Below are 24,318 nucleotides of genomic sequence, written 5' to 3'. Positions count from 1 at the left end.
GCGACCATGTGTGCTGTATTTATAAAAACCCTTCGTGAATACAGCGGAGAGTTACTTTGTGGAAGAAATTCGAATGAGATATATTAAATATTTTAGTTAACTGGGACGGATTCCCGACGAATGAAAGCAACAGCTTCTTCATATCCTGCAGGGTTGATGCTGTCTGCCAGCGCAAGCATGAAATCATATAGTACATCTCTCTCTGCAGTAATAATATAGCCATTCGCTCTCATGAATATGTATGCAGCTAAAAAAGCGGTTCTCTTGTTCGCATTTTCAAATACGTGGGCAACCGTAAGTTTATATAAATAGCAGGCTGCTTTTTCCCATAGTGTAGGATATAACTCCACTCCAAAAGAAATTAAATAGGGAGATTCCAATATAATGGAAAGCTCCCCCGGTTCTTTTAAGATGCTTTTTTTACCTTCTTCTGCCATCTGACGACGATTGATTTCAATTACTTCATGCTCTTCTAAATATATATAACTTCCTGCATTTTTATCGAATATCATGTTTTTTTCAACAGCTCCAACGCTTCTTTATGACGTGAAACTCCCTCTTCATAGAAAGCATCCAGGAGGGAAGTATCTGTTATTGAGGTTGCGGATGATTCATTGAATTCTGTGTCTTTACGAAAATTTTTAGAAACTAAGCGAGCCTTTATTCTTCCAGAGGAATTCAAAAAGAAATTCTTCTTATCAGTGATATGCATAACCGCACCTCCTATTTTCTTTATTCCCACTATTCGTTATGTTAATCATAGCAAACGCTTTAAATATTGTCGAATGACTTACCTCCAGTTGCTTCCTTCACAAATGGTCAGTGTAAAAAAAAGTTTTTGATCTTTTAAAAAATCAAGAAACATTTATTTATTTGGAGAGCTGTTTTGCGGAAAAATTCCAGCATTATTTGACGAAAGATTCCTTTAGAATTAAGAAATGATAACAACTTGAAACGCAGAAATATTGTAAGATGGTTCTAACAGAAATCAGGGAGGGGTGGCGGATGTCTATGGAGTACAGGTTGCGGGAGCTCGAGCGGGAGAACGAAGAATTAAAGAAAGTAAATAAAAAATATCGCAGGCTGTTGGAAGAGAATGGTCTTTTAGATGATTCCAGTCATAAGGATCGTAAAAAACAATTGATTGCGAATCGCATACGTATATTCAGGCAGCTGTTCCGCGGAAGAGAGGACGTATTTGCCCGAAGGTTTGAAACTAAGGACGGTAAAACAGGCTATGCTCCTGTAAAAGATCATAAATCACGTCAGAATGCTGTTGTTACAGACGAAATGATTTTTCAGCATTTATCAGGTGTGGAAACTTTAGGAATTTATCCGCTGACACTTTCTCATGGCTGTTATTTTCTGGCGGCGGATTTTGATAAACAGAATGCGAAGAAAGAGGCTTACGCTTTTTACGAGGCATGCTGTAGAAAAGGCATACCGTGTGCTCTTGAAAGCTCTCGTTCGGGAGAAGGCCTGCATGCCTGGATTTTCTTCTCCGAAGAAGTGCCCGCCAGGCTTGCAAGAAATCTGGGGGCAGTGCTTTTGAAGGAGGCCTGCTCTATCCTAAATCAAAAAAAGCTAATTTCTTTTGACCGATTTTTTCCTACTCAGGATGAAGTGAAAGATAAAGGTGTTGGGAACCTTATTGCCCTTCCTCTTCAAGGTGAAAAAAGGAAACAGGGAACAACTGTCTTTATTAATGAAAAGGGTCAGATAATAGAAGATCAGTGGGGATATTTAGAACGCATGGAGAAATATTCTCTAAAAAAAGTAGAACAGGTTCTTTATCAGAACAGAGCGGGTGAGAAACCTTCAACGGAAGTGGGGAAAAACGTATTAGTAAAGAATGGTATCATCATCCCCGAATCGATAGTAACAAACGAGTTAAAGGATACGTTCGTTGATATGTGTTCATTTCATAACCCCGAATACTACAAAGCGAAAGCGAACCGACTTTCGACGGACCGGATGCCAAGCGTTATTAAAGGGTATGAAAAAGTAGATGGGGCATATATTTTTCCGAGAGGAAAGCAGGAAGAAATTCTGGAGGCGTTCGGACAAGTGGAGCTGAAAGATAAACGTTCTTACGGAAAGCCGCTGGACGTAGCTTTCCTGGCTGACTTGTTTCCAGAGCAGCAGTCAGCTCTGGAAGCTTTAGAAACGAAAAACTGCGGTGTTCTTTCAGCTGGAACTGGATTCGGAAAAACGGTGGTAGCGGCTGCTCTTATCACCAGACGCAGAGTAAGTACGCTTATTCTTGTCCACCGTACGCAGCTGATTGATCAGTGGAAAGCGAAATTGACGGCATTTTTAAACCTCGATTCAAAGCAGATCGGTCAAATTGGCGGCGGCAGAAATAAGGCGACAGGACTTGTGGACATTGCTACTATACAAAGCGTCAGGAACAAGCCGGAGCTTCTCCAGTACGGACAGGTTATCGTGGATGAATGCCACCATATCTCCGCCTATACCTTTGAAGAAATACTTAAAAAAACAACGGCAGCTTATGTCCATGGTCTGACAGCAACTCCGAAAAGAAAAGACGGTCTTCATCCGCTCATGTTCATGCAGTGTGGTCCGGTTGTATATAAGACGGATGCTAAAAATCAGGCAGCCGTACGTTCTTTCCACCATATTTTAAAACCGAAGAGAACATCGTTTGCAGCTGGTGAGAGAAGTGCTGTAAATCTGCAGGACATGTATAAATGTATGATGCTCGACGAAGAGCGGAACGAGAAAATATTTAACGATATTTTAGAAGCGATAGACCGGAAAAGGAGCCCGCTTGTATTAACTGAAAGAGTTGCTCATTTAGATCTCCTGGTCGATAGACTGGAGCCTTTTGTAAAAAATATTATTGTATTAAGCGGACGTTTAAGTAAGAAGGAACTAACCGGACAGATGAAAAAATTAGCAGAAATTCCACCGGACGAAGAACGTTTGATCGTAGCTACGGGAAAATATATCGGCGAGGGATTTGACGATCCAAGACTTGATACATTGTTTTTGACGATGCCGATTTCGTGGAAGGGCAGTATTGAGCAGTATGTCGGCCGGCTGCATAGAGCTTACGATGGTAAAGAATCAGTGGAAGTGTATGATTACGTTGACGAAAAAATAGAGAAACTGCAAAAAATGTATCAAAAAAGACTCAGCGGTTATAAAAGGCTGGGCTATTTACTGGAAGAAGAAGCGAAAAAAGATCAAAAGCAGATGAAACTTTTTTAAGCAGGTTCTAAAGTGTTATTCGCACAATAAGGCAGAAAAGGTATCTTTATCATGAGTGCTGATGGTGGGAGCAGGGCTTTGCTTGGAGCAAGCAACTGCGGATAATGAAGGAAGGTGCCATTTGAATTGTTCAACCGGGGAAGCCAAAAGAGGAATTGTATAGAAGTGAAATATAAGGAAAGATGAATCATTATACATAAAAAATTTTCCTCTCCTGTAAACCCTTCAAATGGGAGATTGCTATTTAATTAACTAAATACCTATTAAGATGTATCTTTTATCATGGTTAAACGATATAATATAGCTAGTATTCCTTATTGTTGTCTAGTTCATAAGATGAAAAAACGGAGGGGTGAAGGTATGGAGGAAAAAATCGATAAATCACGTATTGAAAGCATTCAACGAGTAAAGGAAACTCTTTATGCAACCGGAAATATGCAGAATGTCTGTGGCAATGCAGAAGAAAAATTTCTTATCAAAGCTACTTTTGATCCGACGGCAAGTATATTTTTAGAAGCCTTTGTGAATGAAGTAGACATTTTATCCCTCTACGCCCGTGGAAAAGAAAATTGTGAGCCTGAGGAAGAGCTGCTGTTCGACATTTTTGCAGTTTTCGCAGAAGAGCTTCATGCTTTTTTTGAAAGTGAAAGAAAATACGCTTTTCTCATGTATATTCCATAAAAAGACAATGAACTCGAAGCAGGGTTAAAAGGTCAGAAAAATTCTTTGTTAAAGGTAAAATGCCCGCATAAATTATTGCAATATTCTTACTTTAATGGGGGTGTGGTCTGCTGAATTTCCATATTTCCTATGACGAGGAAAACGATATATCCAATAGAGCTTTTAAAGTTTGGCTGCCTTGAAAATAAAGTAGAAAATCGTTGAACGTGCGCTTTCGTTTCCATGGGGACGCTTTCCGGGCGGGATGGATCTTCAGCTCGTCCTTGATCGCCCTGGAGTCGCCCCATGTCCACTCCAGCGCCCAGTAAAAATACGAAGCAGGATCGGTCTTCTAATAAAATAAAGAAGCTCCTTCTGACTATCCTTCATTTGACCTGTATAGAGGGGTAATTCCATTCCTATAGAAGGTCATTTTCATGCCTCACATGGTGCAGCGATCCTGCATGAGTGTCTCTGTTAAAGCTACGTTTTGTTTTTGGAGTGCCTGCCGCGGAGAAAGGCTTCAGCTCTTCTCCATGATAAGGAAAAATGGTTTATTATTTGATGGAACAGGTAAAGAAAATGTAAACACCACAGAAGAGAAGGCTTACGCATACGCTCTTTTAGTGTAAGTCTTTTTTGCCCTCACCCCGCTATTCAACTGCGCGTTTTTTATGAACAGCTGCAGCCATTTTTTACTTCCTTATGGTATTCATCTTAGAGAACGATCGAGTCTTGAGTAAGATGGAACGATAATTTAAAAGAGGGAGTGAAGAACATGCGTATTTCATCGCAGGAGATGGTTTATTATCAGGATTTTCATTCGTACGCACAGAAAATTTTTCATATTCTGCAGGATCTGACCACGTTTGGAACCATGTACGTTACGAATATTTCGGATTCCTCGATGACGGTGCTTGAAAGCTTCGCCGATGAAGGTCCGGCCCTGGAAAAAAACATGCGTCTTTCCCTGGAGGACTCCTACTGCCGCCTTATCGTTTCTTCCGAAAAACCCGAACCGCTGTTAATCGAAGATACCGTTACTCATCCTTCTACTTCCCATCTGGCGCTCAACAAAAAATTCGGGATCCGCTCCTACATCGGCGCTCCGATTATTTTAAAAGGCGAGGAATTGTTCGGGACAATCTGTATGGTCGACTCCAGGCCGGAGCAGTTTAATGAAAAAGACCTTAAGCAGCTTGGGAACATGGCGGAACTGCTCGGCATGGTGATTGAGCTGGAGCACAATAAGCTGCACGATCAGCGGACAGGAGTACTTAACCGCGAAGTGCTGCAGCAGGTGGACGAAGAAAAGGCCAATGCAGTCTGCTTTCATCTCCGGGTTACCAATTTTTCCGCTGTCGTTGAAGGACTCGGCTCTGCTGCGGCAGAACAGGCGCTCACGAAATTCTCGAACCGTCTGCAGCAGCTGATCAGTGATAAAGACTTGTTTATGAGTCCAGCTCCGCAGGAATTCCTTCTCTACGTTTCGAACATGAGCCACTCTGACAGTCTTTTGGACATCATTACCCGTCTTCAGGATATGCTCCGGCTTCCCGTATCAGTGAAGGGAAAAGAAACGCTGTTTACGACAAGCGCCGGGGTCAGCTCCGCTCCGCCGCACGGCATGCTGCCTCATGAGCTTTTTCATCAGGCGTGCCTTGCCCTCGAAGAAGCACAGAAGCACGGGGAAAACCAAATTACCGTCTATGAGGAATCAATCAGTGAAAGGATTATCCGGGAACGTTATTTAATACAGGAGCTGCCCAAAGCGTTGGAACAAGAGGATTTTTATCTCGTTTTTCAGCCGCAGTTTGAAGCACAGACGCAGAAGTTCACCGGCGTGGAGACATTCATCCGCTGGAAGCATCCGGTACTCGGCGAGATTGATGAAGAAACGTTTCTTCCGATTGCCGAACAGACTGGGAAAATTTACGAGCTGGAGCGGTGGATGATTGCTCAGGTCTGCCGAAAGCTATCTTCTGAGCAGGTGCGTCACCATTTCTGCGTGTCGATTAACCTGTCAGCCTCCCACTCGCCGGATGTTTTAATTCCGTATCTGCGCGAATTGCTCTGGAAAACGAAAGCGAATCCGTTTCTGCTTATGGTTGAATTTACGGAGCCGGACACTCAGCAGGAGATCGAAAAGCTCGTTCAGCTTACAGAGGAGGTGCGCGCTCTCGGTATTCAGGTGGTCCTCGATGATTTCGGGTCCGGAGCTGCTTCTTTAAAGATCATTCAACATCTGCCGATGGACGTACTGAAACTTTCTGCCTCTTTTACCGCTCAGGCCGCTGCGGACGAAAACAGCCGTATTCTTCTTGAGCAGCTGCGAAAACTCGGGAAAGTGTTTCATTTTGATCTCGCTGCTCAGGGGATTGAAAGCAGGAGCCAGTGGGAAGCAATGAAACGGGAAAAAATCAGCCGGGTACAGGGATCCTACTTTTCCCGCCCTGTATGTCTGGAAGTTCTAAAAGCTCAGCTTGAGCACGATCCCGGCTTCTCGTGCGCCTTCGACCGGCAGGTGCAGGAATAGCTGCTGCGGCGAGCCGGATGCCGGATTTTTAACGCGAAAGTGTGCAGCGGATATTTCGGAAAAGCAGCTGAATAAGAGCATTGGTGCCTGAACCGTTTTTGCGGTTCAGGTTTTTTGTGTGGAAGAGGCGCGGGGAGCGTGCTGACAAAAAAAGGGTTTTATAAGTATGAATGAAGCGGGAACAGGACCGGTTAATGACTAGAAATCCACTGTACCGATTAAAAAATCTATCCATACAAAAAACCACGAGGAGCGTATCCAGTCTCCCCGTGGTTTATTCCAGATCCGACTGCTACATCGGTTCCTCTGAGATGACTTCTGTTTCGATCATGTCTTCCACAAAAAATCCGTTTTCGGTCAGCAAGACATCATGTTCGGTTTCGAGCACCTGCCTCACGATATCTCCGTTATCTTTTACGACTTCAAATTCAACTTCAGAGAAGACGCGGTACGATTCGTTATCGTCTGTTTCAAAATCAGTGACTTCAGCAATAAGGAAATAGATAGATTCACCGGAGTCGGCGTGGTCCTCGATGGTGCTTAACAGTTCCGCTTCAAAGTCGGATGCTTCGGGAGCCACATACGTGAAAAAGTCGTGATTCTCGCTTACTATTCTGCTGAATTCGACATCGTATAAGGCAGCGGCGTAACTCATGTAATAATTATTCATCAACGTATTTAAATACTCTTCGGGATATTCTACGTAATCGTTCAGTGCTTCTCCGCCTTCCTCCCCGAAATTTTCTTCGTCTACATAAACATTCTCATGCATACTGATGATGTTCCCGCCTGATGCTATGTCGTCGACTTCTGCTTCTCCGGCTCCGGCAGAAGCGTTCAGCTCCTCGGCATCATTGACGGCGAGTGTTGTGACGGCGCTGGACGGGTCGCTTACAGTAAACAAATAGTCCGCCTGATCAAACGTCCAGTTATCTGCCGTTTCGTCATAGCGGAGAGTATACTGCTTGACTTCAGAAAGCGGATTGATAACGATCTCTCCCGTACTGAAGCTTTCGGAGCCTATCAGCCATGATTCTTCGGCTTCGATTTCCAATTTCCAGTCGGATACATCACTCGAAAGCAGGTAATTGTCTGTGTAAAAATCGATCGACTCCAGCAGTTCAGTGGAGCCCAGTCCCTGCACCGGCCCTTCGTTGCTGCTGAGAATATCCTCTTCAACGTCTTCAACGGCCTCAGAGACGAGTTCTGCCGGGGCTTCCAGCTCGAGTACATGACTGCCGTAGCCTCCAGTGAGCGTTATCGGCTCGGACGTCATCGTGCCGAACGGGGTTTCTGCTTCGGCATGAATTTCGGTGCTTTCATCCATAAGAAACGGCCCGTATTCATTCTGCGTCGTCTGCAGCTCTTCTTCGGTCTCTTCTCCATTCACAAACAGCCTGGCTCCATCAACGCTGCTCGATATATACGCATAATCCAGGTCGAAATCCATATGGGAAGGGTAATTATTGCCGGTAAGAAACAATTGGTCTTCAAGGGCAAGGTCCGCCAATTCCCCATCCCCGGTTGCTTTCAGATGATAGGAGCCGGCAGGATAGTTTCCTAAAAAGACGTTCCCGTTTCCTTCCACTTCCGCATCCACCTCTTCTCCGTTTACTTGAAAAGAAGCGTCTTCATAGTTCGTGCGGACGTAGAGCGGGTAGGATTCTACGCCGATTTGATACTGGTCATAAAATAAAAAGCGGCTTCCGGTGTTTTCGAAGCTGAGAAACTGTACGTCGTAAAGCGGCTGGTAGTTTTCTGCTGCTTCACCGGCTTCGGCACTCGTAAATATTTCCATCTGGTCGTCGAGGAAAGAATAGAAGCTTTCTATGACGGAAGGCGACGAATGCATATAATCGATGATGCTCGCTGCGTGTTCTTCGGTGATCGGTTCTCCGGTTTCTTTGACATGAAGCAGCTGAGCTAAGGCAGCAGCGTCCTCGGAATCGATGGCGTCCTGAAAATCTCCAAGCGCTTTGTCGGGACTGGTGGCGGAAGACAATACGAGGTGGGCAGGGATAAGAATAACAGCGGCGGCTCCAATACCGGCAGCAATCCATTTGTTTCTTTTCGACATGGGCGGACGGGGCTTTTTTGCTCTCGGACTGGCGGCTGGACGCTCGGCGGATGCGGGGGGAGGCACATTGGCTGCGGTTGTTTTTCTGGCTGCTTTTTCTGAGGCTTCATCTGCTGTGCTGCCGTTGACTTCTGCTCGACAGTTTGGACAAAACGCGTGAGTTTCCTTCAGCTCCCTGCCACATTTCGTACAGAACTTCATCAAGAACACCCCTCTTTATATTATCTTTCCCTTACCGCCTTTATGCCTATTATATTGGATATTCGCAATAAAAAACAGAATATTTTGAATTTTTTCTATATTTTATTGTTTTTATCTAAAAATGTGTCATAATGTAATTATTAAAAAAGAAGGGGGCATATGTATGCACTGCAGAAACTGTGGCGCGCAAAATGAAGCGGAGGACAAATTTTGCGGTACGTGCGGCAGTCATTTAGTGTTGGCAGAAGTTACTTCACCCCAGTCAGAAACCTCGCCGGAAGCCGAGGCCGGTGCAGCCCCGGCAGCGGAAGCCAATCCTTCAGAGCAGGCAAAAACGTCCACGATGCAGTCAGTCGAATCACTCCTGGATAAGCCGTATGTGGAAAAAGGAAAAGAAGTCGGCAAAAACTACGGGAGCTACCTGCTGGCTTCCTTAAAAGCGCCGGTCAATCACGCGAAATCAATCGATCAGGCAGGAATTACGAATGGTCTTATTACGATGGCTCTTTTTGCCTTCTTTCTTCCGCTCTCCCTCTACATTACCGCCAACAGTGTGCAGCTTGTGTCCCTTCCCTTCGGCACGGTCGTTGTCCGCCCGACAATCGTCCTGTTTATTACACTTCTCGCCACCGCAGGCGTAACGATCCTTTCTCTCAAAATGATGAAAGTCAATTCCAGCTACAAAGTGCTTATTAACCGTCTCGGAAGCCTGCTCGTCATTCCTATGGGGCTCGTCGTTTCGGCTTTCGTCCTGGCGCTTCTTTCCATTAACATCCTGTCGTCATTTACGGTCATGGTCGCCGCCGGCCTCGTGCCGCTTTCCATGCTCGCGACTATTTTTTCCTACGACAACAAAAATACAGACGGCGTCGATTCCTTCTACGGCGTCCTTATCGCCATGGTCGGCTTCACGATCCTCCTTGCGTTCATTTCCTACGTGCTGCTCGAAGCGATGATGACCGGTATCACGAACCAGATCCCGGACTTTTAAAAAGGAAGGGGAAGACTTTCCTGCTCAGCGCCCGCTGCGGAAAAGCAGCTGTATACAAGTGTGTGCCTGAACCGTTTTTGCGGTTCAGGTTTTTTGTGGTGGGCAGCTGTTTTAAAAGGACTGGTTCATGAGACGAGTGCCGATGCAGACGGCTTCCTGACGTATGTATTCCTGCTTTTCCTACGGCAAACTCCGTTGGAAAATACGTTTTATAAGTAATGGGCAGTAATGAAAAAAACAAACAGGGATTTCGTTTCAGAATTTTCAAAAAAGGGAAAAGTCGAAAGAGTGTCTTTTCCTGCCTGGGACGGGAGACTAATTCTTTTTTAAACGAGGTGATCGGCATGAGTGAGTTGAAAGTAGGCGAACAGGCACCCGATTTTACACTTCCGGCTGTAAGCGGGGAAACATACAGTCTTCAAGACGATCTTCAGCAGCGCCCCGGATGGAGATATATCATTTATTTCCGTGGTTCCTGGTGACCAGCATGCAAACAGGATCTGGAGGATCTTAAAAAGCATGTCAGTTACTTTACAAAGAACAATGTCCATCTTACAACGGTGTCTTCCGACAAATTGGAAAACTTGAAAACATGGAAAGAGGAAAACAACTTTCCTTTTGTAATGCTTGCCGACGAAGAATACAAGATGCTTGAAGAGTACGGGGTTTACTATCACAATGATGCGACCAGCCCGTATGAAGACGAAGGTGAGCACGGGGAACCCGCCGTCTTTCTGCTTGATGAAAATGGGATGGTTCTTTTCGTCCAAAAGCAGTCCGCCCCATTCGGGAGACCGGATGCAAAAGAAATGCGGAAAACGGTCAAGTACATTCAGAAAAACTTAAAATAACACAGCTCCAACAAGCTGCTCGTTGTAAGATCCATGCAGCAGTTTTTCCGTTTGGAAAGCAGAGATTTTCTCTAAAAAACAGATTTAAAAAGAGCGCCCTGGAAGCAGAGCTTTTGAGGCGTTCTTTTTTGTGCGGGGAGAATAGAAGGGAAAGCCGGACGCCCTTCCGCTGGTTACGTCCAGGCAGGACTTTGCCGTCGATATGCAGAATGGGGAAGAAGAGAGGCGGATAATTACATAGAGGAGGAGTTTTCTATTGAAACATTAGAGGAGTTTTTAGTGAAAATGGACAATCCGGATCACCGGAGCCGCACGAGGGAAGTGCTGGAATGGACCGAGGCCGCTTTTCCGGAGCTGGAGGCGCGGATTGCCTGGAACCAGCCGGTGTTTACTCATCACGGTACGTTCATTATCGGTTTCAGCACGTCAAAAAAGCACCTGGCCGCAGCCCCGGAGCCAGCCGGCATCGACCGTTTTGCCGGGGAAATTACCGAAGCGGGGTATGACTATACGAAGCAGCTCATTCGGATTCCGTGGGGAACGCCGGTCGATTTTTCGCTGCTTAAAAAAATCATTCAGTTCAATATCGAAGACAAAGCAGACTGCGAAACGTTCTGGAGAAAATAGGGCCGTCCTGTTTATTCTGCGGATACGCCGGGTACACGAGGTAAAAAGGAGGGAATGTTCATGCCCTGGAATATGAATGACTACCCGAGTTCGTGGAAAAACCTGAACAGCACGATCCGCAAAAAAGCGATTGAGATCGGAAATTCAATGCTCGAAGACGGCCATAAAGAAAGCGATGCAATCCCGATTGCGACCGAGCAGGCGAAAAAGTGGTATGACGATGCGTCGGAAAAAGAACGAAAGGAATTCAATAAGACGTCCGAGTCGGAGATTACTTCTCCGGACGAAGGCGATGATTCCCGGCCGGAAATGATGGAAAAAGACGTCTTCGTCCTGCCGCGCGACGACGGCTGGGCCGTGCAGTCGGAAGACGCAAAGCAGGCATCGAACGTGTACGATAAAAAGCAGGACGCGGTCACCCGCGCCAAAGAAATTGCCGAAAAGAAACAGACGGCCGTCGTCGTGCACAAAAAAGACAATTCCGTCGAGAAAACATACAACTATGATGAAGAAACGAAAGATAAAAGCTGATAGTTATAGACGAGAAGAGCTGCCGGAAGAAGGTGGTTCTTTTTTTGTGCGATGGGAAGAGTAAAATTTGCGGGAAGTGGCAGAAATACCGGGATAAGTGGAAGAATTATAATCTATTGGCAGAAATAGCGGGAGTAATGGCGGAATTATGCCCAGGAGTGGTGGAATTAACTCGAGGAGTGGCAGAAATGCAGGAAGAAGAGGCAGAATTCCTCGTTCATCATTCACGGAGTACAGCATTAGGGGCCGTTCTGCCAGGATATGACTGGCAGAACGGCCCTTAACTTTGGAGTGCGGAATATAAAAGAATAAAAGCGCCGTCAGCTTATATTTTTAGCTGCTCGTTTATTGGAGCGCCTTGTCTGCAGTACGGTGAAAAAGATGGATATGACGGTTAACGATAAGAACGTCAGCGCGATCGGCCGTGTGAAAAATAACGTCCAGTCCGGATCCGTCATAAAAGCTCTTCTTAAATTTACTTCTGCAATGGGACCTAGGATAACCCCAATAATAGCTGGCGCTAAGGCGAATTTGTATTTTGTGAACAAATAACCGATAAGGCCCATGACCAGCAGAATGTAGAGGTCGGAAGTCCGGTTATTCAGAACAAATGTGCCGACCACACACAGCACGAGAATTACAGGTACTAAAACGTGAGTAGGTATAAGGGTTACTTTCACGAAAAAGCGCATGCCTGCGAACTGGGTAATAAGCATCCAGAAAGAGGCTACGAAAAAAGCGAAGAAAATGCCTCCTACAATGTTCGGTTCTTCGGTGACAAGGAGAGGGCCCGGCGTGATGCCGTGTATCATAAGTGCAGACAGAAGAACGGCCGTAACGGCTGAACCTGGAATGCCTAAAGCTACAGTAGGAATTAAATCCCCGCCGACAGTGGAGTTGTTGCCTGCTTCCGAAGCAACGACCCCTTCTTCACATCCAGTACCGAATTTTTCGGGGTTTTTCGACCATTTTTTAGCCTGGTCGTAAGCAATAATATTGGCAATACTGCCGCCTGCACCCGGAATAGCACCAACGACAGAGCCGATAATGGAAGAGCCGGTAAGGGTGCCGGGTCTTCTGAGCACCATTTTCAATGTTTGAATTGGTTGCAGGACAAATTTCACTTTTTGAAGATCTCTCTCCTGTCTGTCCTTTTTATCCTTCTCCATTTCCGATTTTTCCAGAAAAATGAGCAGTCGTGAAATGGCAAACATTCCAATAAGAACTACAAGAAAAGGGATTCCTGCTCTTAAAACACCAAAATCAAAAGTAAAACGGGATAGACCGGCGATGGGGTCAGCACCCACCGTGGCGATTAATAATCCAAACAATCCCGCAATCAGCCCTTTAATTACCGAATCTCCAGTAACACTGGCGATAATAGTTAATGAAAGTATAATGAGGGCAAACATTTCCCACGGGCCGAACATGAGAGCAAAACGGGCCAGCTGCGGGGCTATAGTTACGAGAAGGAGCAGACTGATAATGGAACTTAGAAAAGAAGCCCATATCCCAATGGATAGTGCTTTGCCGGACAAGCCTTTTTTAGCCATAGGATAAGCGTCGAAAGTGGTGGCAATGGAAGACGGCGTTCCCGGAATACCGAGAAGAGTGGCGCTGATAAGCCCTCCTGACATGCCTCCGACAAAGACACCGATCATAGCTGCCACACCTGTAACAGGGTCCATGCCAAACGTGAGAGGGAGTGTAAGTACAATAGCCATCGCTACTGTAAAGCCAGGTATTAATCCGGCCAGAATCCCTACTATTACTCCGAGCAGAATAATAAATAATATATGCACTTGAAGAATTTCATTCATTCCCAGTATTAATAAATCAAACAAAGAAATAACCTCCCTTCCAAGTTACTTAGAAAAATAATCCTCCTGGAAATCGCACGTAAAGTACATTTTCAAAGAAGAGGTAGGTGCTGAAAGTTAGAATGACGGAAACGATGGATAATGTAATAAGATTCTTTTTCTTTTTCGGTCCGATCAGCATTCCCGCAGCAATGACGAAAAGAATCGTCGTTATGATAAAGCCGGTAATATCAATAAGAATTATATACAAAGCGAGTAAACCAATAATATGAAGCACGAGCTTATACTCTGTATAAAAACTTCCAAAACCAGCTTTAACATTTTCCATGGACATTTCAGACTTTTCTTTTAACAGCTTTCTGCTCTGGGAAATAATCAGAATCAGAGAAAGGGAAGCGAGCAGTACGGAAATCAGCTGAGGATACGTCCCCGGGCCTAATTGACTTTCATTAAGATGGGTGAAATCACCGGATTGGATAAAAATAACAATGCTGACTAAAAGAAGCAAACATGCTACTATTAATTCTCCCATTTTTCCTCCTCCTTTAAATATGCAGTACAGGTTCTCCCTATAAAAAGGGGGCATCCTAAAGAGTGAAATTGTCGTCTTTAAGAGCCCCTTTTATGTCTTTTATTGACTTTTATTACTCCAGCTCGTCCCCAAGTTCTTCGATAACATCGCTAATAATGCTGTCCTGCTCTTCAAGATGTTCCCTGTAATCAGCGGGGCCCATATAATCTACTTCCGCTCCGATATTTTCTACCGCTTCTATATATTCAGGGTCATTAGCAGTTTCTTCAAACTGTTCACCGAGATATTCAATTATTTCTTCCGAGGTACCTTCTGGAGCTACGTAACCACGATTCAACCCAAGAGTAAGATCGTAACCTTCTTCTTGAAATGTTGGTACGTCGGGAAGTCTTTCGATTCTTTCTGCTGTACCTATAGCTATAAACTTCATATCACCGGCACCGACGAAACTTTCTGCAGAAGGATAATCGACAATTGCCGCATCAACGTGATCTCCAGCGAGTGCCTGAATTGCCTCAGCCAGCCCTTCATAGCCAACCATATTATAATCAACCTCCAGCTCCCGGGCCATCTGTTCCACCCATACTCTCGGGATTCCGGAAACCGTACCGCCGAAGGTAATTTCTTCATTCTGTCCGTATTCTACAAATTCTTCCAGAGTATCTACGTCCATTTCACTGGAAACAGCCAGTATTTGGTCAGCTGAAGACATAGCAGCAATCGGTTCGAAACTGTCATAGTTAATTTCTGTAATGTCAGAATGGTGGGCAACGAGTAATCCTTCATGAATTTGTCCCAGTGAGTAGCCGTCTGCCGGCTCTTCTGTTAATTCTTCCAACCCTACTGTACCGCCGACACCAGGGAGGTTTACGACAACAAAATCATTATCCATCGTATTAGAAACGTGTTCGGTAACTAATCTGCCCTCAATGTCACTTCCGCCGCCTGGATCCCACGGAATGACCATTTCAATTTCCCGGCTTGGATAATCTTCTATGGATTCTTCTCCGCCGCCGCAGGCCGCCAGCATGGACGTTCCCGCTGCGGCTCCAGTTATCATTAGTACTCTTGCAGTTCTCTTTTTCATTTTTTTCTCCCCCTATGATATGTACTAAACGAGAATAAATTATTGCGGAAACTAAACAGTGGTTCCGGGAGTTATGATCGCAACTCCAGTTCCAATATTTACAAAAATTCAAATAAAATCAATTATTCGATACATAAAGTTTTAAAAACTTATTGTTTTCTTTCTTTATGTTTAGTTATTATAATATATAAACAATGAAAATGCGAGAAAAATCAAAATATTCTCGTTATTTTTTGTTTAGGATAAAAATACCGCCCCGTAGAGCAAGGCTCCTATAATGACGAAAGCTGGATGAATGTTGAATCTTTCCAGAAGCAGGAAGCTTGCCAGCCCAATAAATAATACTTGAAAGGGTGATGTCTGCATCCAGGAAGCCGAGAAAAATTGATAAGCAAGTACTGCCAGCAGAATGCCGATAACGGGACGAATCAGCATAGTCATGTATTTTACTTTAGGGGAATTGCGATGTTTATACAAAAGTCCGAGCAGAAACAGCATGGCGAGTAACGAAGGAAAAATAGTAGCCGATAATGCAATGCCGGCTCCAAGGATTCCCCCGACTTCAAAGCCTATATAACCTGCCATTTTCGTTGCTATAGGACCGGGAAGCGTATTGCCGATAGCCAGAAGTTCCGAAAATTCTTCCGTAGTCAGCCAGCTGTACCGGTGCACCACTTCGTATTCGATAAGGGGAATAGAAGCTGGTCCTCCACCGTATCCGACAATGCCTGGAATAAAGAAAGCTAAAAACAGGTGCCAGTATTCAAGCATGTCTGCCTCCTTTCTTCATCATCGGATGAATGACGAGAGCGTAAATGATCAATATGCCTATAAGGAGAGCGGGATGAGCTCCGATAATGATATAAACAACCACACTCACGAGTCCCAGAAAAAGCGTTCTGTTCCAGCCCATTCCTTTTTGTGACTGTTTGAAAAAGGAGTAGGCAAGGACACTCATCAGGACTCCTACAACGGGAGCGACCGCGGCTGTCATCCCCTGCATGATTCCTTCATCGATGAATGTGTGTAAAAAACCTAACAGCAGGAGCATGAGTAATACTGTAGGGATCACGGAAGCAATAATAGCCGTTAACAAACCGCTGGAACCGTTTACCCGGTACCCGATGTATCCGGCCATCTTCGTAATAATGGGGCCGGGAAGCGTATTGCCGATAGCTAATATGTCGCTGAATTCATCGTCATCCATCCATTTGTATTTACCAACGACTTCTTTATGAACAAGGGGGATAGAAGCAGGACCTCCGCCATAGCCGAGCATTCCGGCTCGAAAAAAACCGAGAAAAATCTGTTTATTGGTATGCCATGCCATAATCTCCCTCCTTTACGATTAGTAGACAGGAACAAAGGCTGCTAATATAATGATGTTCAAATTCTATAAGAGATGCCGAGGTGTAATTTTATGAAATTAACCGAAACCGACATGAAAATGTTGAATATTTTGAGTGAAGACGGCCGCATATCCTACGTTGATCTTGCTAAGCAGGTAGGAATGTCGAGAGTTTCCGTCCGGGAAAGAATACAGCAGATGCAGGAAGCGGGAGTGATAGAGAAATTCAGTGTCGTTATTAATTCCGAGCAGGTCGGTAAAGCCGTCTCCGCCTTTTTTGAAGTGGACTGCGAGCCGACAGCCTTAGTGGAAGTAGCTGAAAATCTGGCTGAAAACCCCCGCGTTGCAAGCTGTTATCAAATGACCGGCCCGAGTACGCTTCATATGCACGTTTTAGTAGAAGATTTCGTCAAACTGGAGCAGTTTATTAACGAAGAACTCTATTCTTTGGAAGGCATTACCCGGGTGGAAAGTCATATTTTATTAAGACGGTTTATCAGCCGGACCGGGATGAAACTTTAATTACCACGCGGCTATATGGCCATCGGTGCGTGGTTCTGTACCTCCGGCTAATACGCCGTTATCCGGATTTCTCCAAATAATCTGTCCCCTTCCGAAACCGCCATGGGTAAGGGCCCGCTCGATGTGGTGGCCTTTTCGATGTAATGCTTCTGCAATATGATTCGGAAAAGATGGATCGATGAGAATCTTTTTTCCGCTGACCCACTGCCAGCGGGGAGCATCCAGCGCGGCCTGAGGATTCAAATGGAAATCAATCGTACTCATGATGACCTGCAAGTGACCCTGGGGCTGCATATATCCTCCCATTACACCAAACGGACCGACCGGCTCGCTGCCCTTGGAAAGAAATCCGGGAATAATCGTGTGGAAGGTTTTTTTCCTCGGTTTAAGGGCATTCACATGGCTTTCGTCCAAAGAAAAGGTGAAGCCGCGGTTCTGCATCGATATACCAGTGCCCGGTACGACAATTCCCGATCCAAAGCCCATGAAATTACTTTGAATAAAGGAAACCATGTTCCCTTCTTCATCCGCTGTTGCCAGATAGACAGTGCCGCCTTTTGGCGGTGCAGCAGGAGAGGGATCGAGAGCATGCTCTCCGATATTTTCGCGGCGCTTCGACGCATACTTATCGGAAAGAAGCTCTTCTACTGTATGATTCATATGCTTTTCTTCCGTAATATGGGCAAGCCCGTCACTGTAAGCGAGCTTCATTGCTTCAATCTGGTGATGATACGTGTCGACGGCTTCTTTGCTGGTAAAATGGTCGTTTTTTAATATGTTTAATCCCATTAATGCTATTAATCCCTGGCCGTTCGGCGGAATTTCCCATACGTCATATCCCCGGTAATTAACTTTGATCGGATCGACCCACTCAGGAGAATAATCAGCTAAATCCTGCTTCGATAAAAACCCGCCGTGTTTTTGAAAATGAGTGGATATTTTTTCCGCCAGATTCCCTCTGTAAAAGGACTCTCCATTTGTTTCTGCGATTTCTTTCAATGTCCGCGCATGATCCGGAGACTTCCATACAGTGCCGGCTTCCGGAGCGTGTCCGTCCGGTGCGAAGGCAGTAAACCACGCCTCAAACTCTTCTCCTTCAAAAGTATTTTTGAACTTCTCCGCTGCTTCTTTCCAAAAAGCTCCGAGCGTCGGGGAAGCAGGATATCCCTCTTCTGCATAGCTGATCGCAGGCTTTAAGCTCTCCGTTAAAGGAAGTTTTCCGAACTTGTCAGCAAGTTCAGCCCAGGCTGCAGGAGCACCGGGGACAGTAACCGGGGTCATCCCGAACTGGGGAACAGCATCGTATCCTTTTGCCTTCACCGCTTCTATCGTCATTTTTTCCGGTGAATAACCGCTTGCGTTCAACCCGTGCAATTTACCTTTTATCCAGACAAGAGCAAAGGCATCAGAACCAATTCCGTTGGAAGTCGGTTCGAGCACCGTAAGAGAAGCCGCTGAAGCAATAGCAGCGTCGACGGCATTTCCTCCTTTTTTCATTACTTCAATTCCTGCTTCCGCAGCTAACGGCTGGGAAGTGGCTACCATTCCCTTTTTTCCATAGACGACGTTGCGTTTCGATGCATAAGGATAATCATGTGGATTCAAGTTCATCATATTCGTGCCCCCTCCATAATTTATTGAATATTCGAAACATAATGATGTATTTTAGCACGCAAAAGTCGAAATGGAAACACTTGATGAACAAAAAAATGAAATAAAACAATTTTTATATTCTTTTAAATAATATGTTCGAGACTAATCCGTCTTTTTGTAGTTTTTAAAGCCGTTATTTATACATTTTGTAAGTGGTTGTTTCTTTTGCGAAATAACATGAGGAAGGCGGCGGATGCTTTCGTCTATCGTGAAAGAGACATACAGCTTTCATCGGGGATATTACTGCAGGCGAATACCCGGGAAAGCCTCCTCAGAAAGTCAGAAAAGGCATTTTAAAACGTTTTCAGATCAAGTAAGACCAGGCGATGAGGATGAGTAAAAAGAGAAAACACATCCTAAGAGAAACTGTTTGATATATATGTTGAACTTAATAATTAGTCTCCACTTCTGTAACTAGCGGCTTTCGTTTCCATGGGGACGCTTTCCGGGCCGGCCTCAGCTAATCCCTTCCTCCCTGCGCTCGGTAGGGGTGGGGCTCGTCCTTATTCGCCCCGGGGTCGCCCCATATCCACTCCAGCGGTCTGTTCTCCATTTCTGTTCTTCCTGCAGATATGGTTGGCCGTTAAAAATGATAACACCTTTTTTTCTTTCGATAGGGAAGACCGCTTTCGAGGTCATACATTCTATCTTTATAAATATTAAGTTCAATTTATATAGATTTGCAGCTATAATAAGTGAGACTGAAGTGGAATTTGGAATATCGAGCCTGATGAAAAGCGGGGAAATGGCAGAATTATTGGCGAGTGGCAGAAATAAGGGGAGTAATGGCGGAATTATGCCGGCGAACAGTGGAATTAACGGGAGGAGTGGCAGAAATGCAGGAAGAAGCGGCGGAATTCCCCTTCCTATGCGCTCCACCCACCGCAGAAAGGCTTTGATTAACGAAAAACGCCAGCAAAATGCCAAATTGATGTCTCCCATCAGCGGAATTGGAAGCCTGATCCGCCAAAAAGCCACCACGACGATGGGTGTCATGGCGGCTCATTGGTGCAGGCGGTTGCTGAGGTTACTCTTCTTGGTATTTTCGAGACTGCAGTTCAGCGACGGCGTCGTTGAAGTCATGTTCCGTGTACTTATAGAAGTACATAAGCACAAGGCGGATCAGGGAGCCGAGTGCCGGGAGAAGGGCGATGACGAAAAACAGTCCGGTGAGCGTTGATTCCGTCTGCGCTTCGTTCGGTGTGTAGTTGATGACGGTAAGAATAACCCCCGTCGCACCGCCGGCAATCGCAACGGAGAGTTTTCCTGTAAATGTCTGGCCGGAAAAAGTAACCGCTTCGGAGCGCTGGCCGGTGCGGACTTCTGTCAGCTCAATCGTTTCAGCGAGCATTGCCGAAATGAGCGGGCCGGTTGCCGTGTAGAGAATCATCGTCACGGTTAAAAAGCTGAGAACGACGATCGTGTTGCTGTAGCCGCTCAAAAAGAAGCCAATACGGACGACGATATCGATGATCAGGACGGTCATTAAAATGTGTTTTTTGAAGAAATGCTTCGTGAGCATCGGGATGAAGAAAAACCCGACACAGGCGACGAGGCTGATGATCCCGAAGGCTGCCATTAAGGTAGCGTTTCCAAGATTGTAAGTAAAAAAGTAAATGTTCAGCGTCAGGGTAATATTGACGAATACGTTACAGAAAAACGTGGCGAGCATAATGAACATCGGCTTGTTGCCTTTGACGATTTTAAGGGCATCGCGGATCCTGACTTTCTCTTTCGGCGGTTCCACACGCTCTTTCGTATTGCGGAAACCGATGTACATCAGTGGAAGCATGCACAGTGACAGAAGAATAACCGCATAGAAAAATCCGTCATTTAAACTGCCTCCGCCGAGAAATTCGGCAAGCGGGGTAAACAGCAGCGTCGGGATGCCGATTCCGACGAAGACCCCCAGGTTGGCATACGTTACGAGCTTCGTCCGCTCCTGCGGATTCTGGCTCATCACAGCCGACATCGACCAGAACGGTACGTCGGAAACGGTGTAAAAAACGCCCCAGAGAATATACGTCGCACCGGCAAAAATGACGGCAGCGGTCGGATTTAAATTGAGAGGCAGAAACGCGATGATCGTAATAAAAAAGATGAAAAATGGCATGTACAGCAGGTACTGGCGGAACTTGCCGTGCTTCGAACGCTTCGTATCAATGATCGAGGCCATCAGCGGATCATTGGCTGCGTCGAACGTTCGTGCAATGATAAAGATAACGCTCGCTGCCATCGCTGAAATGCCGAGTATATCGGTGTAGAAATACATAATGTACGTGCCGACGAGTCCAAAGCTGATACACTGGCCCATCCCGTAACTAAAGTAGGAAAGGACCTCCTTATTGCTGATTTTCTTCGTTTCCGGTGCTGCCGTCTGCAGTTTCGGTGCTCGTTCTTCCATTTTCCCCGCTCCTTTCGTTTCATTCGAAAATAAATCCTCGATTGTGCTTTTGACTTAACAGCTGCTTTACGTCATCTGGATTAAATTTATACTGGTGATCATGGGTGAGCAGGCCGTTTACTTCCTGCTGCACGTCCGCAAGCTGCGTATAGCAGAACCCGCAGAAGTGATCGTTGTTCATAACGGCAGTAATCAGAGAAGAAATTCTCTCCCATGCGGCTTCTTTCGTTTCAGGACGATCGCCGTAACCCCAGTCGTTTTCGTGCAGCGTTTCTTTTTCGCTGTAGGCGACCCCGCCGAACTCGCTTAAAAGAATCGGCTGCCCGTCGTAGGCGTACCCTTGCGCAAACGTGTATTTATTGCTCGTCTGCGCCGGAGCTCCTTCTGCAAAATGCTCTTTCGTCTCATAGGCCCGGCTGATTTTCTCCGGGGACTGCGTATAGTCGTGAATCGTGAGAATGTCCGTTGCCGTGTGCTCCCAGCCGTCGTTGCCGATGACGAGCCGGGTCGGGTCGAGCGCTTTCGTCATATGGTAGAGAGAATCGACAAACGCCTGCTGCTGCTTATTGGCATACACTTCATTGACTCCCCACGATTCATTCATAATGGTGTAAATAATCGTGCTCGGATGGTTGTAGTGTTTTTGAATAATTTCCTGCCACTCCGCATAAGCACGTCCGGCCGAGTCCCGGTGAAACTTGTAAAAGCTCGGCATTTCCGCCCAGGTGACGAGCCCCAGCTTGTCGCACAAGTATAAAAACCGGTGGGAGCCGATCGTCTGATGGCGGCGGACGCCGTTAAAGCCCATCGCTTTCACTTTTTCGATATCCTCCCGCTCGGCAGCCGGGGTGGGGGGCGTCATGAGAGTATCTGCATAATAGCCCTGATCGAGAATCAGCTTTTGGTAAAATTTTTCGTAGTTCAGCTGGATATCATTCTGTTTTACGGAAATATGCCTCATGCCGAAATAACTGGCGACTTCGTCGACGTCCCCGTCCGCTTCGAGCGTGAAAGTAATGTCATACAGCTCCGGGGATTCCGGGGACCAGGGGGCAATCCGGAAGTCGGGAAGGTCCGCATCCACTGAGAGTGTGGTTTTCACGAAGCTGGAAATGTTTTTCACTGTTACTTCGGTTATCAGCTGCCCGTGCAGGTATACGGCTATTGTCAGCTGCCTGCGGGCGGCATGCTGCTCCGGGAAACGGCAGAATGCCTCGACCGTCAGCTGGCCGCTGTCAATGTCCGGCGTCATCTGTACACTTTCCAAATAGGAATCGCTTACAAATTCCATCCACACCGTCTGCCAGATTCCTGTCGTCCGTTCGTACCAGCATAAAAAGTTATCCTCTTTCCAGGACTGCTTGCCGATCGGCTGATCTGTGCGGTTGTAGTCTTCCACGCGAATCGTCAGCCGGAGCTCGTCTTCGCCTGCGGCAGGCTCGTAGAAAACGGTGAAAGGGGTATGCCCGCCCTCGTGTTCTCCTGCATGAAAACCGTTGATCCAGACCGTTGTTTTGTAGTCCACCGCTTCGAAGTGAAGAAGAACGTTTTTCTGCTGTGCTTCGTTCAGCTGAACGTGCCGCTCGTACCAGACGACCGGGGCGTTTTCAGATGAAGAGGAAGCGGTCTGACTCTCCTGCACGAAGGGTACTTGGATCGTGTTACCTTCAGGGATTCCGGTAAACCAGTGCCGGGCTTTCCCCTCATCCTTTGGGTCAGCGGCAAACCGCCACTCCCCATCCAGTTCCAGCCAGCTTTCTCTTTGAAACTGGGGGTTCGGAGCGAGTTTCTGTCCGAGTTTGTTTGATAAATCGAGAGCCATGTTCATCCGCCTTTCATTTCCGTAATTATGGTTTTATTACTATTAAAAGAGTAATAATAACTAAAAATAAAGCGCCTTCATTGGGCGTGAATTTATTGTAACCGCTTTTAAAGTAATAAACAACCTTCTTTTTTAAAAGTTTTCAGATAACTCCTTTTGTCCTATATGCAGAAAAAACGGTGAAACCCTAGAGGTTCACCGTCATCTGTATGCCTTGTTCATAATTTCCGAACCTGCGTCCGAATAAATTAAAGCCGCCTTTGTTTTCTGCCTGATCTTTTATTCCTATTTTAATTGATATAAAAGGGTGCTTTTCCAAATGAAGCGTATCGATATTCGTTTCCGTGCTTTGACTGCTGCCGTCGATAAAGCAGCCTTCCTGCGTGATTTTCCACCGCTTCAGCATGCCGTACTGCGTATAATTTGTGTGCCACCAGGCAGGAGTAAGCAGTCCGCGGGTGCCGCCGTAGTCGCTCGGAGAAGTCCACGTTCCGACTTCGACTCCGTTTACCCAAACTGTAATGTCGGACGGCCAGTCAAGCTTATGATTCGGAGCCTCTGAGCACAGTTCCGCTGCGATTTCGATTTCTTTTGGTTTCGACCCGTCAGGAATTTTGTTCTGAAAGCGGTACTCGACGAACCCATGGCGCATGAAGAGAAGTTCGGCATCTCTTCGGCCGGGCTCATAAAACGCACGCGGATCATCCTGCTCGCCGATATAATCTTTCAACCCGACAAGACCGCAGTTCGGATGAATGTCGCAGTCAAAGTATTCACCGATCGGCATATCGATAAAGATCTGCTTCTCGCTGTATTCGGTGTCTTTCTCAAAAAGATCGAGAATAATCCGGTCGTAGTTTTTGGCGTTCACTTTCTGTGTTCCCCGCCCCGGGACGAGCTCCGTCGATATCAAATTAACGTCCTCGAGCTTTTTTACGTTCGTGGCCGTCGTCGAAAAAGGCAGGTTCAATTTCTCTGCCAGTTCATTGACGTTATGAGGGCGGAAGCTCAATATACGCAGAATTTCCAGCCGGTGCTTGTTTGCGACCGCTTTTAAGACTTTCAGCGATTCTTCATCATAGGATACATATCTGGATTTCACTGTCATCCCCCGTTTCGCTCTGAATCATGGTTACCCTGGTTTCTTCTATGTAAGGAGTCCAAGAAGATTCCTTAACGTTTAGTATAACAATTCTCGTGATAAAAAGTACGGCTGGAGTGGAGAAGGGGACTGAAAAAATATGCAGTCAGCTGAAATTTCTTTACAGAAGAAATGAAAGAGACACACTTCCGGTGCAAGCCAAGTATTGGAGTAAGGGGTGTGTGCGAATGATCGCGCACCTATGAGAAGTGGCAGAATTATCGGGGGAAATGGAAGAATTATTGGCGAGTGGCAGAAATAAGGGGAGAAATGGCGGAATT

21 protein-coding genes and 1 pseudogene are annotated in these 24,318 nt (G+C 46.0%); 10 read left to right on the top strand and 12 right to left on the bottom strand.

Annotation, left to right across the window (positions count from 1 at the left end):
- Window positions 1-92: 92 nt before the first annotated feature.
- Both FTX54_RS15000 and FTX54_RS14995 read right to left on the bottom strand, forming a co-directional pair.
- On the bottom strand, window positions 93-512 hold the full coding sequence (locus tag FTX54_RS15000; protein ID WP_147803653.1) for a type II toxin-antitoxin system death-on-curing family toxin: 420 nt from the start codon (window positions 510-512) through the stop codon (window positions 93-95).
- Window positions 509-712: a hypothetical protein gene (locus FTX54_RS14995; RefSeq protein WP_147803654.1), complete on the bottom strand. Its 204-nt coding sequence runs from the start codon at window positions 710-712 to the stop codon at window positions 509-511. Before FTX54_RS14995 ends, FTX54_RS15000 begins: the two co-directional genes overlap by 4 nt.
- A 299-nt stretch (window positions 713-1,011) precedes the next feature.
- Between FTX54_RS14995 and FTX54_RS14990 the strand changes: the two genes are divergently transcribed.
- The 3 genes from FTX54_RS14990 (at window position 1,012) to FTX54_RS14980 (ending at window position 6,430) form a co-directional block, all read left to right on the top strand.
- Window positions 1,012-3,234, top strand: coding sequence for a DEAD/DEAH box helicase (locus FTX54_RS14990; protein WP_187254526.1), 2,223 nt, complete (start codon window positions 1,012-1,014; stop codon window positions 3,232-3,234).
- Window positions 3,235-3,594: 360 nt separating this feature from the next.
- Window positions 3,595-3,915: a hypothetical protein gene (locus FTX54_RS14985; RefSeq protein WP_147803656.1), complete on the top strand. Its 321-nt coding sequence runs from the start codon at window positions 3,595-3,597 to the stop codon at window positions 3,913-3,915.
- 757 nt (window positions 3,916-4,672) lie between these two features.
- Window positions 4,673-6,430: a sensor domain-containing diguanylate cyclase gene (locus FTX54_RS14980; RefSeq protein WP_147803658.1), complete on the top strand. Its 1,758-nt coding sequence runs from the start codon at window positions 4,673-4,675 to the stop codon at window positions 6,428-6,430.
- A gap of 292 nt (window positions 6,431-6,722) precedes the next feature.
- Here FTX54_RS14980 and FTX54_RS14975 read toward each other — a convergent pair whose 3' ends face one another.
- Window positions 6,723-8,708, bottom strand: a complete 1,986-nt coding sequence (locus FTX54_RS14975) for a TcaA 3rd/4th domain-containing protein (protein ID WP_147803659.1) — start codon at window positions 8,706-8,708, stop codon at window positions 6,723-6,725.
- Window positions 8,709-8,871: 163 nt separating this feature from the next.
- Between FTX54_RS14975 and FTX54_RS14970 the strand changes: the two genes are divergently transcribed.
- The 6 genes and pseudogenes from FTX54_RS14970 (at window position 8,872) to FTX54_RS14945 (ending at window position 11,992) form a co-directional block, all read left to right on the top strand.
- Complete coding sequence (locus tag FTX54_RS14970; RefSeq protein WP_147803660.1) at window positions 8,872-9,699, top strand: zinc ribbon domain-containing protein; 828 nt, start codon at window positions 8,872-8,874, stop codon at window positions 9,697-9,699.
- Between the two features lie 344 nt (window positions 9,700-10,043).
- Window positions 10,044-10,181 carry a peroxiredoxin family protein gene (locus FTX54_RS14965; protein WP_246125614.1) on the top strand — a complete coding sequence of 46 codons (138 nt, stop codon included), beginning with the start codon at window positions 10,044-10,046 and terminating at the stop codon, window positions 10,179-10,181.
- Between the two features lie 12 nt (window positions 10,182-10,193).
- Window positions 10,194-10,550: pseudogene (locus FTX54_RS14960) on the top strand (peroxiredoxin family protein); the annotation flags it as partial.
- A gap of 285 nt (window positions 10,551-10,835) precedes the next feature.
- The gene (locus FTX54_RS14955; protein ID WP_422387438.1) at window positions 10,836-11,177 is read left to right on the top strand and encodes an iron chaperone; all 342 of its coding nucleotides are present in this window, start codon (window positions 10,836-10,838) and stop codon (window positions 11,175-11,177) included.
- 60 nt (window positions 11,178-11,237) lie between these two features.
- Entirely contained in the window at window positions 11,238-11,708 is a 471-nt protein-coding gene (locus FTX54_RS14950) for a DUF2188 domain-containing protein (RefSeq protein ID WP_147803663.1), read from the top strand.
- A 44-nt stretch (window positions 11,709-11,752) separates the two neighbouring features.
- On the top strand, window positions 11,753-11,992 hold the full coding sequence (locus FTX54_RS14945; protein WP_147803664.1) for a hypothetical protein: 240 nt from the start codon (window positions 11,753-11,755) through the stop codon (window positions 11,990-11,992).
- Window positions 11,993-12,028: 36 nt separating this feature from the next.
- Here FTX54_RS14945 and FTX54_RS14940 read toward each other — a convergent pair whose 3' ends face one another.
- The 5 genes from FTX54_RS14940 to FTX54_RS14920 form a co-directional block, all read right to left on the bottom strand.
- Window positions 12,029-13,552: a tripartite tricarboxylate transporter permease gene (locus FTX54_RS14940; RefSeq protein ID WP_338485022.1), complete on the bottom strand. Its 1,524-nt coding sequence runs from the start codon at window positions 13,550-13,552 to the stop codon at window positions 12,029-12,031.
- A gap of 25 nt (window positions 13,553-13,577) precedes the next feature.
- Window positions 13,578-14,060, bottom strand: coding sequence for a tripartite tricarboxylate transporter TctB family protein (locus tag FTX54_RS14935; RefSeq protein ID WP_187254529.1), 483 nt, complete (start codon window positions 14,058-14,060; stop codon window positions 13,578-13,580).
- Window positions 14,061-14,172: 112 nt separating this feature from the next.
- Window positions 14,173-15,147 (bottom strand): Bug family tripartite tricarboxylate transporter substrate binding protein, encoded by a 975-nt coding sequence (locus FTX54_RS14930; protein ID WP_147803666.1) that lies wholly within the window; start codon window positions 15,145-15,147, stop codon window positions 14,173-14,175.
- A gap of 237 nt (window positions 15,148-15,384) precedes the next feature.
- The gene (locus FTX54_RS14925) at window positions 15,385-15,918 is read right to left on the bottom strand and encodes a chromate transporter (protein WP_147803667.1); all 534 of its coding nucleotides are present in this window, start codon (window positions 15,916-15,918) and stop codon (window positions 15,385-15,387) included.
- Entirely contained in the window at window positions 15,911-16,477 is a 567-nt protein-coding gene (locus tag FTX54_RS14920) for a chromate transporter (RefSeq protein ID WP_147803668.1), read from the bottom strand. Before FTX54_RS14920 ends, FTX54_RS14925 begins: the two co-directional genes overlap by 8 nt.
- Before the next feature lie 90 nt (window positions 16,478-16,567).
- Between FTX54_RS14920 and FTX54_RS14915 the strand changes: the two genes are divergently transcribed.
- Window positions 16,568-17,017, top strand: coding sequence for an Lrp/AsnC family transcriptional regulator (locus FTX54_RS14915; protein ID WP_147803669.1), 450 nt, complete (start codon window positions 16,568-16,570; stop codon window positions 17,015-17,017).
- On the opposite strand, the gene FTX54_RS14910 is transcribed toward FTX54_RS14915, so the two are convergent.
- From FTX54_RS14910 to FTX54_RS14895, 4 genes are all read right to left on the bottom strand, one after another.
- Complete coding sequence (locus FTX54_RS14910; protein WP_187254530.1) at window positions 17,018-18,631, bottom strand: gamma-glutamyltransferase family protein; 1,614 nt, start codon at window positions 18,629-18,631, stop codon at window positions 17,018-17,020.
- Window positions 18,632-19,697: 1,066 nt separating this feature from the next.
- The gene (locus FTX54_RS14905) at window positions 19,698-21,074 is read right to left on the bottom strand and encodes an MFS transporter (RefSeq protein WP_147803671.1); all 1,377 of its coding nucleotides are present in this window, start codon (window positions 21,072-21,074) and stop codon (window positions 19,698-19,700) included.
- Window positions 21,075-21,093: 19 nt separating this feature from the next.
- Window positions 21,094-22,896 carry a sugar-binding domain-containing protein gene (locus tag FTX54_RS14900; protein WP_187254531.1) on the bottom strand — a complete coding sequence of 601 codons (1,803 nt, stop codon included), beginning with the start codon at window positions 22,894-22,896 and terminating at the stop codon, window positions 21,094-21,096.
- A 187-nt stretch (window positions 22,897-23,083) separates the two neighbouring features.
- Window positions 23,084-23,998 (bottom strand): ArsR/SmtB family transcription factor, encoded by a 915-nt coding sequence (locus FTX54_RS14895; protein ID WP_147803673.1) that lies wholly within the window; start codon window positions 23,996-23,998, stop codon window positions 23,084-23,086.
- Window positions 23,999-24,318: the final 320 nt, after the last annotated feature.

The sequence above is a fragment of the Alkalicoccus halolimnae genome (assembly GCF_008014775.2).
GTDB classification, from domain to species: Bacteria; Bacillota; Bacilli; order Bacillales; family Salisediminibacteriaceae; genus Alkalicoccus; species Alkalicoccus halolimnae.
This window is presented reverse-complemented; position numbering and strand designations above follow the sequence as displayed.